The 13,080-nt window shown below is 36.0% G+C and carries 17 protein-coding genes; 2 read left to right on the top strand and 15 right to left on the bottom strand.

Annotation, left to right across the window (positions count from 1 at the left end):
• Positions 1-57: 57 nt before the first annotated feature.
• The 4 genes from ACHUFV_RS09570 to ACHUFV_RS09585 form a co-directional block, all read right to left on the bottom strand.
• Positions 58-522 carry a hypothetical protein gene (locus tag ACHUFV_RS09570; RefSeq protein ID WP_394233498.1) on the bottom strand — a complete coding sequence of 155 codons (465 nt, stop codon included), beginning with the start codon at positions 520-522 and terminating at the stop codon, positions 58-60.
• Between the two features lie 131 nt (positions 523-653).
• Positions 654-1,871, bottom strand: coding sequence for an MFS transporter (locus tag ACHUFV_RS09575; protein ID WP_394233500.1), 1,218 nt, complete (start codon positions 1,869-1,871; stop codon positions 654-656).
• A gap of 16 nt (positions 1,872-1,887) precedes the next feature.
• The gene (locus ACHUFV_RS09580) at positions 1,888-2,298 is read right to left on the bottom strand and encodes a MarR family winged helix-turn-helix transcriptional regulator (protein WP_394233502.1); all 411 of its coding nucleotides are present in this window, start codon (positions 2,296-2,298) and stop codon (positions 1,888-1,890) included.
• 165 nt (positions 2,299-2,463) lie between these two features.
• Positions 2,464-3,027, bottom strand: coding sequence for a CBO0543 family protein (locus tag ACHUFV_RS09585; RefSeq protein ID WP_394233504.1), 564 nt, complete (start codon positions 3,025-3,027; stop codon positions 2,464-2,466).
• Positions 3,028-3,198: 171 nt separating this feature from the next.
• Between ACHUFV_RS09585 and ACHUFV_RS09590 the strand changes: the two genes are divergently transcribed.
• Positions 3,199-3,339 carry a hypothetical protein gene (locus ACHUFV_RS09590; protein ID WP_394233506.1) on the top strand — a complete coding sequence of 47 codons (141 nt, stop codon included), beginning with the start codon at positions 3,199-3,201 and terminating at the stop codon, positions 3,337-3,339.
• Positions 3,340-3,420: 81 nt separating this feature from the next.
• Here the strand turns inward: ACHUFV_RS09590 and ACHUFV_RS09595 are convergent, their stop codons facing one another.
• From ACHUFV_RS09595 to ACHUFV_RS09640, 10 genes are all read right to left on the bottom strand, one after another.
• Complete coding sequence (locus ACHUFV_RS09595; RefSeq protein WP_394233508.1) at positions 3,421-3,747, bottom strand: hypothetical protein; 327 nt, start codon at positions 3,745-3,747, stop codon at positions 3,421-3,423.
• Positions 3,748-4,253: 506 nt separating this feature from the next.
• The gene (locus tag ACHUFV_RS09600; RefSeq protein WP_394233510.1) at positions 4,254-5,426 is read right to left on the bottom strand and encodes a sulfite reductase subunit alpha; all 1,173 of its coding nucleotides are present in this window, start codon (positions 5,424-5,426) and stop codon (positions 4,254-4,256) included.
• Between the two features lie 410 nt (positions 5,427-5,836).
• Positions 5,837-6,763, bottom strand: coding sequence for an IS3 family transposase (locus ACHUFV_RS09605; RefSeq protein WP_394234439.1), 927 nt, complete (start codon positions 6,761-6,763; stop codon positions 5,837-5,839).
• Positions 6,664-7,203 (bottom strand): helix-turn-helix domain-containing protein, encoded by a 540-nt coding sequence (locus ACHUFV_RS09610; protein ID WP_394233512.1) that lies wholly within the window; start codon positions 7,201-7,203, stop codon positions 6,664-6,666. The genes ACHUFV_RS09605 and ACHUFV_RS09610 overlap by 100 nt, the downstream gene beginning before the upstream one ends.
• Before the next feature lie 70 nt (positions 7,204-7,273).
• Positions 7,274-8,212, bottom strand: a complete 939-nt coding sequence (locus ACHUFV_RS09615; RefSeq protein WP_394233513.1) for a magnesium transporter CorA family protein — start codon at positions 8,210-8,212, stop codon at positions 7,274-7,276.
• Positions 8,213-8,241: 29 nt separating this feature from the next.
• Entirely contained in the window at positions 8,242-8,364 is a 123-nt protein-coding gene (locus ACHUFV_RS09620) for a hypothetical protein (RefSeq protein ID WP_394233515.1), read from the bottom strand.
• Positions 8,365-8,623: 259 nt separating this feature from the next.
• Entirely contained in the window at positions 8,624-9,235 is a 612-nt protein-coding gene (wrbA, locus tag ACHUFV_RS09625; protein WP_394233517.1) for an NAD(P)H:quinone oxidoreductase, read from the bottom strand.
• Between the two features lie 204 nt (positions 9,236-9,439).
• Positions 9,440-9,838, bottom strand: a complete 399-nt coding sequence (locus ACHUFV_RS09630; RefSeq protein ID WP_394233518.1) for a DoxX family protein — start codon at positions 9,836-9,838, stop codon at positions 9,440-9,442.
• Between the two features lie 64 nt (positions 9,839-9,902).
• Positions 9,903-10,331, bottom strand: coding sequence for a MarR family winged helix-turn-helix transcriptional regulator (locus ACHUFV_RS09635; RefSeq protein WP_394233520.1), 429 nt, complete (start codon positions 10,329-10,331; stop codon positions 9,903-9,905).
• A gap of 161 nt (positions 10,332-10,492) precedes the next feature.
• Entirely contained in the window at positions 10,493-11,140 is a 648-nt protein-coding gene (locus ACHUFV_RS09640; RefSeq protein WP_394233521.1) for a cyclase family protein, read from the bottom strand.
• 236 nt (positions 11,141-11,376) lie between these two features.
• Between ACHUFV_RS09640 and ACHUFV_RS09645 the strand changes: the two genes are divergently transcribed.
• Complete coding sequence (locus ACHUFV_RS09645) at positions 11,377-11,607, top strand: ABC transporter (protein WP_394233523.1); 231 nt, start codon at positions 11,377-11,379, stop codon at positions 11,605-11,607.
• A gap of 133 nt (positions 11,608-11,740) precedes the next feature.
• On the opposite strand, the gene ACHUFV_RS09650 is transcribed toward ACHUFV_RS09645, so the two are convergent.
• Positions 11,741-12,916, bottom strand: a complete 1,176-nt coding sequence (locus ACHUFV_RS09650) for a DUF4317 domain-containing protein (protein ID WP_394233525.1) — start codon at positions 12,914-12,916, stop codon at positions 11,741-11,743.
• Positions 12,917-13,080 lie beyond the last annotated feature (164 nt).

The following is a 13,080-nucleotide window of genomic DNA, read 5'->3' on the forward strand; positions in this document are numbered from 1 at the left end:
TTACGTAAAAAATGTGAGATTAGCAGTCATTACAGGACAATGAACCGGCTTCTTTTCTTATTGGTTATCATTGTTTTTATTGGTCTGAAACATATTTTTTGACACAGCATTCAGCTTGTTGACAAATCGATTGAAACCGAACCCAACGAAGAAAGCGATACTTATTTGAGCATATGGAGTATCTCCATAATCAATAAATTCGATAAGTAATAAACCGCTGTCAATTAAAAAAACGGATATGACGGCGGTACCAGTTGCAAAGATGGGATAAAAAATATACATGATCCACTCACGATAGTTTGTTAATTCACCTTTCATGTAGTGGGAGCAAAACATATAAAGATGGCGTAAGGAACCTCCAATCGCCCCTGCAAAAAAATAATACAAAAAAATCTTGATATGAGAAATAAAAGGCAGTGACTTTTCCAAAGTTCCCACCCATAATGTACCCCCAGCAATAAAACTGCCGAAAAACAACAGGGAAAGATAAGCCAGTATAAATACTTTCAACGACTTCTTCACACAACATCACCCCCGCTTTGAATAATTTATCCTATGAGTCTTGGGCGACGTTCGTTCCATATGTAAACGGAGGGACAGTTCTATTGCTTTCTGGAAGCAACAGAACTGTCCCTCTGATTTTTGCAAAATAATTATCCAACTTGAATGTCTTTTGTTTGCTTTTTGTCTTTTTGAAAATCTACTGCTTTTTTACCATGTACTAAATAATACAGTAGGATTCCAATAAAGACGATGACTGCCATACAGAAATACAAGCTGCGAAATCCTATTAATGGCAGAATAAATCCTAATATGAAAGGACCGACGCCAATTCCAAAATCATAAAATACAAAGAAGGTAGATGTGGCTAAGCCCGTTCGAGTCTTCGGAGCTAGGTTGACTGCAACGGTCTGAGCACTAGATTGAAACGTTCCAAATCCGATACCAATCACAGCACCTGCAATTAGCAGGGTAATTGCGTGTTGGGCCTGGCTTAAAATAATCAACCCTGCACCAAATAGAAAAATTGATGGATAAATAATCATATTTTCTCCTTTTATATCAAACCATTTTCCTGTAAATGGTCTTGACACCAAGAGAAACGCTGCGTACATCACAAAGAAAAAGCTTGCTGCATTTACTAAATTAATTTCTTCAGCGTACGAACTTAAAAAGGATAAAATACTGGAGTAAACAAATCCAAAAACAGCCACAAGAATAGCGATTGGTATCGTACTTTTTTCAAAATAATCGCCAAGATGAAACCCACTCTTCGTTTGAAATGTTTTTGCTTCAATGCTCGTCTTTGGTATAGCTAAAAAGAGCGATGTGACGATTGCTACAACTGCAAATACAGTTGTGACGAGAAAGATAACAAAGTGATCGAAGTTTTGACTGATAAATAATCCGATAAAGGGACCCACTGCCATTGCCAAATTCATACTCGTTGCAAAATATCCCATTCCCTCTCCTCGTCGTGACATTGGAATGATATCGGCCGCAATTGTCCCGGTTGCCGTGGTGGCAATTCCAAAAGCAAACCCATGAAGAAAACGAATGAGAAATAATAACGGTAAGCTATTAACCGGAAAATACAATAACATGATAATAAGAAATAAACTTAGCCCTAGAAGCAACAGCCTCTTTTTGCCTACCCGTTCAATCATTTTCCCCGCTATTGGTCTTACGATAACCGCCCCGAGGACAAAGATACTAGAAGCAAGCCCCGCTTTACTTTGGGATGCATGAAACTTATCAATTGAATAAACGGCTAATGTGACCATTAATATGTAAAATGAGATAAATAATAAAAAGTTCGAAACAGAAACCATAATAAAGTCTTTTGTCCATAATTTATGTTCTTGATTCATCTGTTCTCCTTCCCTCTTACCTTAATTTCTCCTTTAAAACCTGAATCGTACGTAACGTTGTTTCTAAATCCTTTATGGCAATTTCATCGAGTAACCGATATTCGAATTCTTCAACAACCTTTATTGCCTCCTGAAAGGCAAGATCCCCCTTGTCAGTTAGTTGAATCCTCCGTTCCCGTTTATCTTTACTCGGAACCTTCTCAATCAGTTGTCTCTCTTCCAATCGATTCACCGTACGTGTAATAGTCGGCTTTTCAACATCTACATATTGGCTGATCTCAACCAATGTAGAGGCACCGAATTGCTTTAAATAGTACACAATAATCCATTGGGAATGATATAAACCAACACTCCCTAACTGTTCATTTAATTTTTTAATAAAAGACCTGGAAAACTGTAAATGCTGGTGAAAAAATGAAAGTGCCAAAATAAACCCTCCGGCCAAATTTAGTTATCTAGGTAACTAATATACTCTTATTTTCACAATTTGTCCATAAATAGAGGTCAAATCAATTACTCCGTTAAGAGCAATTGATTTGACCCCTGATTTCTTATCCAATGAAATTCATATATAATCCATTCATCTTAACTTCTATGTTAATGGTTCAAAATTAGTCACTTTACTTAGTTTATGGGCAATTAAATAAATGATCACATAGATGGGGAAAGAATAATAGATATGCCAATCTGTCATGACATAAAAACCAAACCATAAAAATAAAGGCTCCCCTATCCATGTATTCACACCTGCAAAAATCAAACTCTTTAGGAACGGAGATAATCTAGGTTTTATTTGAATTAATGTCATGACAAAAACAGGAAGTATAAACCAATCCCACGGTACATAGGAAGGGATAGTAGGAATTACTTTTCCAGTATAATACCACTTACCAAGTTGCACCCCTAAAAAATCAAGCCATGAAGAAATAATAAAAACAAACATCCCTGAGAATAACAGGCGATTCGAACTTTCTTTTTTTCGAAACCTAATCCAGAATATGATTGGCAGTAATGTAAATAAAAGGGATACCCAAAAATCCCAGTGAAATAAAGTATCTTCCTTCCAAATTTTAAAATATTCTTGATTTGCTGTCGAAACCTTATCATATATTTCATTAACCTCTTCTATCTTTTGTTTTGATTGTATTGGTTTCAACTTTATCGTTCCTTACTATTTTTTTATTAGTATTTGATAATGAAGTATAGTTATTCAACCAACCATTCATAAAAAATAACAAATACAGCTTGTTGTAAAAGCTTGTATAACAGAAATATATTTAGGGGGATAATAGGTTGTGAAAATTTCAAAGTTAGGAGGCTAATCGAATTGAAATCAAACAAAGAGCAAAAAAATACTAAACTAAATCGTAAGGAAAAGGGATCAAATAAATACAATGACAATCAAATGGACGAGAATGTTCCTGCTCAAAAAGATGGCTTTCGCTATGACTATAATGACAATATCTAAAGAGGATGCACATCGTTGCAATATAAAAAGAGAGGCACAGAACATGCTTGTGCTTCTCTTTCACCAATTTTAAAACCATTTTTACCACATAATAAAATCTATATAATTTCCCGTTCCTTTAATGATGGAAATTCCTTTATTTTGTAATTCTTGCCATATAGTTCGGTCAAGTTCAAATGGATCTTTCTTTTGGAGGGTTTCCAGCATAATTTCAGAAAAATTCATTTCATAATACTCCTCATGAATTTTGACGACAAATTCATAGTTTTCCAGCTTCATGACTATCACTTCGTAATCAGGATTCCATTCCTGCAGCTGCTTCTCAATATCCGTTGCTACCTGGATTAGGAACTCCTCCGATGACATAGCATCGGCCATACTCCTTCTTTCAGGTCTATTAATTTCCATGAATACTCTCTCCTTTTATAAAATTCAGACTATTAAAATTATGATAAATTTATTTTATATAGGGATAAATTAGGGATTATAGTAGGTATATAAGACTAAATTATATGATTAATTATACAACTTCAACGTCCATTATAATAGTATAATATATTAAAATTGTTTTAAATTTTGGAAATAAAATTCCTCTAAAAAAAATGGGACCGTTCTATCGTTTAATAGAACCAGTCCCGTTTTTATTTTAAAGAATAGCACCTGTCGTCATTACCGCTAATCCAGCAGCAAGTAATACACCAATTCCTGTAAAAATAAATTTCATCCTTTCCATTGTTTCCATCGATAGACCACCTTTTTATCATTATTGCTTAAAATATATTCGAAATATGGAAATTTTATGAAAATGATTCAAAATATATTGACAGGATTTTCTTTTACGCTAAAAAAGCGTGCCCCCTATACCTTTAATTATGGGTATAGGAGCCACGCTTTCTTACATTTGAGAACTTTGATTAATACACATCACGCTGATAACGGCCTTGCTTCTGCATATCCGTTAAATAGGCTTCAGCTTCTTCACGGGACATGGAACCTTCTTTTTCAATTACATCAATCAGTGCTGTGTGAACATCCTTCGCCATTCTCTGCTTATCGCCGCAAATATAGAAGTATGCACCATTGTTGATCCAATCAAACAACTCTTTACTGTTTTCGAGCATTTTATTTTGCACGTAAACCTTTTTCTCCGTATCACGAGACCATGCAGTATCTAACTTTGTCAATACTCCATCTTTTTGATAGGCTTCTAATTCTTCTTTGTAAATGAAATCAGTAGCTTCATGTTGGTCTCCAAAGAATAACCATGTTTTTCCTGATGCTTGATTCACTGCACGCTCCTCGATAAAGCTACGGAATGGTGCAATGCCTGTCCCAGGACCAACCATGATAATGTCTTTTTCTTGATCTTCAGGAAGGTGGAAATGCTTATTTGGCTGTACAAATACTGGCACTGTATCTCCTTCTTGAAGACGCTCAGCTACTTGTACAGAGCAAACACCCTTGCGATCGCGGCCATGAGCCGTGTAGCGTACAGCACCGATTGTGAGGTGAACTTCACCTGGATGTGCTGCAATACTGCTTGCGATTGAATACAGACGTGGTGTCATTTTTCTTAATAGAGATACAACATCCTGTGCAGTTGCATTCCATGGCCCGAAGTCACGAAGCATATCAAGTAAATCACGTCCGTTTGTATACTCTTTTAGTTGATCTGCATTTTCTGCCAAGATTAATGTTTTCAATTCTTCATTTTCTGTTAATGCCGCTGCTTGTAGCAATATTTTTTTCGATAACAACGTAATTTCAAAGTAAGTTGTCAACGCTTCCTTCAATGATAGTGTTTCTCCCTGCTTACCAACGACAACATCAGCTGCTGCATCCCATTTCATTTCCTCTATAATGGCCGAAACCAACTCTGGATCATTTGATGGAACAACACCAAGTGCATATCCAGGAGCATAAGTTAAACCTGAGCCTTCTAATGATAACTCAATATGTCTTATTTCTTTCGCAGAGCCCTCACCATTTAAATTTATATTTTTAAGAACCTTTGCAGGAAATGGATTAGTTCTAGAATAAGCCATTTGCGTTTTTGTATTTTCAGCGTTTACTACTGTGTTTTGCATGATCTTCACCTCAAAAAATTATATAGACATAGGATAACATAGGATTACAAAATTCGATATATTTTTTCGTTCAATTCGAAATAATTCATATTACTTAATTAGTGTGTTAATACTATTATTATACATACATGTTTACTATTGCTCAAACAAAAAAGGAATACAAAATGAAATATAAGACAATTTTCATGCTTAAAAAGCCTTTATTAGGAAATTTTTTATCATTTCCTCTACGTATTAAGTATTCGCTACCGAAGAAATAATACCCCTCTAAAAAATTTAGAGGGGCTTATTATGTCAGTTTATGGCGAAGATTTATTTAACTGTATCATGCTGAAAAAAGACGGCTCCCTGCCCCTTTCAAATGAAAAGGAAGCAGAAGATGAGCTGACCCCCAAAAGTTAAAGTTTTTATTATGCAACTAATTGGCTGGAATGGACTCGAAATTGAACCGGACTCATTCCCGCCAATTTTTGCTTAATACGTTTGTTATTATAGTAATCTATATATCTCTTAATTCTCTCACTTAACTCTTCAACCGTACACAATGCCTTTCCATAATACATCTCTTGTTTTAGTATGCCAAAAAAGTTCTCCATTGGGGAATTATCCAGACAGTTTCCTTTTCGTGACATGCTTTGAAAAACCTTATTTTCCTTAAGTGTCTTGACCCACTTTTTATGTTGATATTGCCATCCTTGGTCAGAATGAATTGTTGTCCTAAACTTTGAGTCTTTTACAATCCTTATTGCCTCTCTAAGGGGTCTGATCGCAAGATCCAGGGTTGGACTAGGACCTATTCCATAAGAAAGAATTTCGCCGTTAAATAAGTCCAGAATAGGACTGAGATACAGCTTTTTACCATCTAAACACTTAAATTCTGTAATATCAGTTGTTAATTTCTGATGGCATACACTGGTTTTGAAACGACGATTAATACGGTTCTTCGCAACTTTCCCTACATTCCCCTTGTAGGAATTATATTTACGTGTCTTTCTACTGAATTTACTACATTTTAGACCGAGTTTCCCCATAATACGCTGCACAGCTTTATGGTTAACTTTGTATCCTTTGTTCTTTAACTCTAATGTGATTCGACGGTACCCATAATTACCATCATTTTCATCAAATATAGACTGTATATCATCCTCTAGTTTTTGCTTTGGGTTTTCCTTATTCATCGCTTTTATTTGATAGTGATAAGTAGATTCCGGAATCCCAACGACTTGTAAAACGTCTTTTAATCTGAACTTTTCTTTGAGTTCGAATGAAATTGCTGCTTGTGCTTTTCGAGATAGCCTTTCGGATCCATCTGAAAAGCTCGCAACTTTTTTAAATATTCTACCTCCAAACGAAGGAGTTCGTTTTCTCTTTCCAGCTTTTGTTCGTAAGTCATTTCCTTATCTTTTTTCTTGTTTTTAGACATGGGAGGCCTTCCTTTATGTATATTCAGGCCTTCATCTTTTCCCTCCAAAATGGCTTTCTTCCACTTACCTATAATAGTAGGTTCTGTTATTCCAAAGTGAAGGGCTGTTTCCGTTTCTGAAAAACCTGTTCTCTTCATAAAGCTTAATACATCTAGCCTAAATTGAACAGAATAGGTTTTCTTTTTACTTGTTAATCCTTCGGCGCCAAATCTTTCATATACCTTTATCCATCTTTCAACTACTGACTTTGATCTGATCCCATGCTTCTTGGCAAGGGGCCTGATTCCTAGTTTCCCCTCTTGGTACTCTCTAACTACCGTTAATTTCAAATCATCACTATATTTTTTGGCCAAAATGAACACCCCAAAAGATTAGATTTTGACTCTAACTTATAGGGTGCATCCCAAGAACCGTCCCCGTGCTTCAAAAAAATCGCTTTTTCCAAAAGATAACTGCTGTGATGCTGGATAATATGAATGAAATGATGATTGCAATGACAAATGAGTAGTGATGGCCTTGGAATGGAATCGGAACGTTCATCCCATAAAAGCTTGCCACCATCGTTGGTAATGAAAGGATGATTGTTATTGACGTTAAAAACTTCATAACGATATTGACGTTATTAGAAATAACCGAAGCGAATGCATCCATTGTCCCGCTTAAAATGGATGTATGGGTATCAGCCATTTCAATTGCCTGCTGATTTTCAATGATGACATCCTCTAGTAATTCCTGATCATCTTCATACATTTTTAAGTAATTACTTTTCAACATTTTTTGCATCACGATATTGTTTGATTTAAGTGACGTTGTGAAATAAACTAAGCTTTTTTGTAGATTAAGTAAGGAAAATAATTCTTTATTTTTCATCGATTCATGTAGTTCTTTTTCTATCGTATCTGTTTTTTTGCTGATTTGTTTCAAATATCTGAGGTAGCTAGTTGCCATGGAATAGAGCATTTGAAAGGAAAATCTTGTTCTTTTATAGGTGAAGAAATTCTTTACTTTTCCTTCTGAAAAAGAATGAAAAATTGGATTGTCCTTCAAACAAACCGTCACAAAGCAATTTTTCGCGATAATCATTCCCAACGGAATCGTGTCATATATTGGCATATCGTTTTTGTCCAATGTCATCAACGGAACATTTACGATGATGAGGATATTGTCACCGTCCTTTTCAATTCTTGACCGTTCCTCTTCATCTAATGGGTCTTTTAAAAATTCACAGGGAATGTCTAATTTACTTGAAAGATATTGGATTTCCTGCTCTGTTGGTGCGAGAACATGTATCCAGCACCCATTTGAGATACTATCTATTTCGCGGATAACTCCTTGTTCATTGGATAAATAAATATTTAACATGGATAAAACCTCCTCTAAGTTTGAGGAAGTCAAAAATCTCTGCCATACAAAGTTGAATTTTTACCAGTATTCAAACTTTTAAGGAATGGTGCATTCATGACTTCCTTTTTGTTCGAATCTGGTTCAGGTTCGTTTACATATTGACTACTCATAAAAACTCAACTCCTTGTTTTGAAAAAAGTGACTACCAACATATTGTACGTTAAAAACCTAATTTTGTAACTAGAAGAATCCATAATCCAATTTTTCAGTTTACCATTCTAAGAAATAATCGTAAGTATATCAAATTCATCGGTTCATTCTATGTATTTCCCGCGCCATTGCCTCTAAAAATGCTACAATGGAGAAAAATTGTAAAAGGAAAAAATGAAAAAACATGCTGATCAAACTAATCTGATCAGCATGTTTTTATTATTGATTTCCTTTTTTTACCCATTCAGCTACAGTAACCGTTCGTTTTGCCTGGTGCTTGACCGCGGCTTGAACGTCCTCTACCATTTTTCCATTTTGGTCCACTGATACGCTTGTTCCGTATGGATTTCCTCCCGCTCCAAAGAGTACTGGGTCTGTATAACCAGGAGGGACAATAATCGCACCCCAGTGCATCATTGAAGTATATAAGGATAAAATGGTTGCCTCCTGTCCTCCGTGCGGGTTCTGTGCAGAAGTCATGGCACTGACTACTTTGTTGACTGTTTTACCTGTCGCCCAAAGTCCACCTTGAATATCTAAGAATTGCTTCATTTGTGATGGCATGTTACCAAATCGTGTTGGCACACTAAAGATGATCGCATCAGCCCATTCAATATCGGCACCTGTTGCGATTGGAACATCCTTTGTTGCTTGGACTGTGTTTTTCCACACTTCATTCTTATCAATAATAGATTGTGGTGCTAATTCTTCTACCTTTAATATTCTTACCTCTGCCCCAGCTTCTTTTGCGCCCTCTTCTGCCCATTTTGCCAGCTGATAATTTGTTCCACCCATGCTGTAAAAAATAACTGCTAATTTTACATTTGCCATTTTTTTTGCCTCCTTTAATGTTGATTTTCCAAATAACTTGGATAAAAAACCCACTCTTTCCACCACCTATTGTTTCTGATCGAAGGGGTACCTATTCATTTTTTCTATAGTAATAACAGTTAACTATTTTTCATCTTCAACTATGCGAAGGAATAATCTATCTTATTATTCCTTTTAAACTAATATTCTTTAATTCAAGATATTTTATAATAAAAATGTATCCAATGCATATTGTCCAGGACCGATTAACGCGATACCAATCGTAACAGTAAGTACTGTTAAATTATATTCATAGCCATTTGATGTAGACCATAATCCATTGGCCCCATGCACCTTGGCAATGGCCATAATCATCGTACCCGCAATCATAATACCCGCTAATGGAGTTAATAATCCTGCTGCAAACAAAATACCGCCAATTAATTCAGTTAATCCTGCTAAGAGAGCCAACTTTACTCCCGGTTTCATGCCGATGGATTCGAACCAGCCTCCAGTTCCCTTTAATCCATAGCCTCCAAACCAACCAAACAATTTTTGCGCTCCGTGACCAATAAATAGTAATCCAATAACCAGACGGATAAGTAATAATCCTAAGCTAATCATAAAATATTTCCTCCTAATGTGTGTTATTTTATCTCGAATTCGAGATATTTAGGTAAAAAAATAATTAATTTTCTACTTTTTCTTTTATTTTTTGTAAGATTGTAACAATGATTTCTTTCTCACCATCCTCTAAGGAATCAAAGATAAAATCAACTAGCTCCTGATGTTCGGGCATAATTTTCTCTAGCAAGTTATTCCCATCATTTGTTAATGTCACGTGTATGGCTCGACGATCGTTCGGACAGGCAATTCGTTTTAATAAGCCTCTGTTTTCTAATTTATCAATTACATACGTCATAGAGCCGCTTGTGATTAGTACTCTGTTTCCAATTTCATTAATGGTTTGTCTTCCTTTATGATATAGCACTTCTAATACAGAGAATTCAGTGATACTAATGTTATTTTTTGCCAGCTCCAGTCTCATTCTTTCCTGTACGGCTTTGGAAGTTTGCATTAATAATAAATAAGGTAAATTGCTGCATTTTCTCTCCAATTAAATTTGCACCTCCTGGAATGTTATTTTAAATTTTATTATCTTTAATTCGAGATAATTGTATTACGAATAATTTGTTCTGTCAATATCTTTTAGAAAAATGATGTAAGATGCACTAATTAACCTAGCAATCTAAGCTAAGTTAATTAGTGTATGAGTAACTATTCATTTAATACTGCGACTGCTCGAATCGGAGCGCCATCAGCATTTTCATATTTCATTGGCAAAGCAAAGAAGGTAAAAAGTTCGCCACCGATTTCACCTAATCTTGTCAGATTTTCGATAACAACGATTTCGGTTTCAGCAAAGAGCTTATGGTGAATGGTCAGATTTTCATCTGTAATAGGATCAATTCCAATTACATCTAACCCAACCCCTTTTTTCTTGGTATTGATTAGATAATCAGCAACCTCTTCATTGATAGCTGGATAATCGCCAAAGTAAGTATTTGTCCCCCAATGCTTCTCCCACCCAGTATAGAATAATAGAAATTCAGCCTGGTTTGCTTTTTCTTTTACAGCATGAATATGCTCCATCGTTATTCTTTGACCTTCTTCAACATCACTGCAATCAATGACTAATCCTTTTCCGATGAATTGATCGACCGGAAAAGCATCCAATGTTGTGCGATGCTTAAATATATGTGATGGCGCATCCATGTGGGTACCTGTATGGGAGAATAATGTAAGAAGCGTTTCCTTGAAGCCATTTGCCTCATATGTATTTGCCGTCACTAATTTTGGTGTTTCAGTACCCGGATATACCGGCATATTCTCTGATATGGTATGAGTTAAATCTATGACTTTCATGTAAAAGCCTCACTTTCAAATTTGAATAATCTTATCTTGTTTTTTTAATTTTCACACGATTATTATATCACCCTACAAGAAAAAACAAGCACCTGACATCCTCCAGAAACTAGCAGGAGCTTGACACCTGAACAGTCAAAACCCTTATTAACGCCCATTTTTGTAATTTTGATAAACAAGTTTTATGTCAGCAGCATAGTTTAGTAATGAACAAGCACTTATAGGAGGTGAATGATATGAGCCTATCTTCCTCCAGTACTTTTGGAATTTTCCTGGGCTTTTTAACAGGTGTAATCTGGTTATTCCTTGCCGTATCTGGGACTATTACTGGCTTTTTAGGATTGCTTCAACTAACTGGAATACTAGTAACAATTATTAACGTCCTACTGGCGCTTCTCGGCTTTCTTTGCTCATTAGTTTTCGGACTATACATTTTTAAGAGAGCATGGCACTATTGCCGAGACTAAATTTTTAGTCCAACTAGATTCCAACAGTCTCTTTAATAGAGGCTGTTTTTTATCATTGAATATTGCCAACATTAAAAAAGCTGGCCTCTGTATATGAGAACCAGCTATATTTAATCAATCAAGGATACCAAAATTAAAGGGTCTCCGATTCAAGCTTAAATCCTTCTACAATAACATCCTCATCAACTTCCAGCAGGAGGCACCGTTTTCCTTCAAACGTAATATATTTAATATACTTCAGATCCTTCGGGCTAATCGATACATTTGCTACCTTTGTTTCAATTTTAATCGTCTTCGGCACTAGGCTGCTTGCTTTGAATTCATGTGTTTCATCATCTACGACCGCTTTAAAGGCATGTTCGACTTTTGCTGGACTGACGTCCTCAACGCCGCTGACCGTTAGGATGCGTTCGATATCCCGGTGATCCAGCATTGGGGCTTCAGGTTCTGCCTGTGCTTCTTTCTCATCTTCTTCCTTCTCCTGCAGCATTTTATCAATTTCCTCATAGACATTGGAGATGACCCTTGTGTCCACCTCGTCCCCTATGACATTCTTTAAGATTAGCTCGAAGCAGTCCTTCTCTTCAGCTGCCGTTATGAACTCCTCACAATTCAGCACCTCATCGATAAAGCCAAAATCCGGCTGATTGGCTTTTCCTGCAGAATAGAGCAAATGATTGACATCTGCTGAATTGTCCGTAAAGGCTGGAAATAAAAAGCCTGATAATGGTGAAGCAATATTAATGATTGGATCGACGGCATGATTTGGTTTGAATTCCTTCTCTATATAATCAAACAAGAGTGATCTTTTCGGCTGATCAATTTTGTTCAAGCTGCAGAGGATGAATTGGCTTGTATAAACCTCATCATCCCCACCTTCTTCCGATTCCATATCCCGTTTGCGGGTCGGCTTACGATATTCCCCCCGGATAAACGTCACAACTGTATCAAAATCGTAGATGGTATGCGTGAACATTTTCATGACAATTTCAAGCATATATTGTGTCCAATCATCCGTCGTTTCCGCATGTAATCCTTCATAAAGAATGGCCTGTGTGCTATCCTCTACATCCCGCTTAAATTTCACCTCAAACAATTTGGAATCCAGCTGTCCTGTTAAAACCTTTTTAAAGTTGTCTAGAAACAATTCCTGGATTTCCTGCTCCAGCATTTGAAACGGCTGGCTGACATAGTGGTAAATCTCACCTGATTCACTTTTTACATAGACATTAAAGATTTCGCGAATATTCAACTTGTAGTTATCTAGTTTAAATTCCTTACGGATATTTGCAATGTCTTTCTTATTCATAATATGTATCAACTCCCATTCCTTGATTATACTGTTCAGACAAGAAAATAGTAATACTTGAAATTTGAACAAAAAAATTATAGCTATCGTTAAATTCTTTTCTGTTTTCAACCACAACTTTCACATTAGATAGGAGATATAATTTGTGATACGATAGCGTTGTA

Source organism: Niallia oryzisoli (genome assembly GCF_043641075.1).
Classification (GTDB): Bacteria; Bacillota; Bacilli; order Bacillales; family Cytobacillaceae; genus Bacillus_BD; species Bacillus_BD oryzisoli_A.

Bases quoted from the DNA above. Each gene is read 5' to 3' on its own strand.
- ACHUFV_RS09650 (WP_394233525.1), bottom strand. From the start codon at position 12,916: ATGAATAAGAAAGACATTGCAAATATCCGTAAGGAATTTAAACTAGAT.
- ACHUFV_RS09620 (WP_394233515.1), bottom strand. From the start codon at position 8,364: ATGAGTAGTCAATATGTAAACGAACCTGAACCAGATTCGAACAAAAAG.
- ACHUFV_RS09600 (WP_394233510.1), bottom strand. From the start codon at position 5,426: ATGCAAAACACAGTAGTAAACGCTGAAAATACAAAAACGCAAATGGCT.
- ACHUFV_RS09630 (WP_394233518.1), bottom strand. From the start codon at position 9,838: ATGATTAGCTTAGGATTATTACTTATCCGTCTGGTTATTGGATTACTA.
- ACHUFV_RS09615 (WP_394233513.1), bottom strand. From the start codon at position 8,212: ATGTTAAATATTTATTTATCCAATGAACAAGGAGTTATCCGCGAAATA.
- ACHUFV_RS09575 (WP_394233500.1), bottom strand. From the start codon at position 1,871: ATGAATCAAGAACATAAATTATGGACAAAAGACTTTATTATGGTTTCT.
- ACHUFV_RS09595 (WP_394233508.1), bottom strand. From the start codon at position 3,747: ATGGAAATTAATAGACCTGAAAGAAGGAGTATGGCCGATGCTATGTCA.
- ACHUFV_RS09640 (WP_394233521.1), bottom strand. From the start codon at position 11,140: ATGAAAGTCATAGATTTAACTCATACCATATCAGAGAATATGCCGGTA.
- wrbA (WP_394233517.1), bottom strand. From the start codon at position 9,235: ATGGCAAATGTAAAATTAGCAGTTATTTTTTACAGCATGGGTGGAACA.
- ACHUFV_RS09645 (WP_394233523.1), top strand. From the start codon at position 11,377: ATGAGCCTATCTTCCTCCAGTACTTTTGGAATTTTCCTGGGCTTTTTA.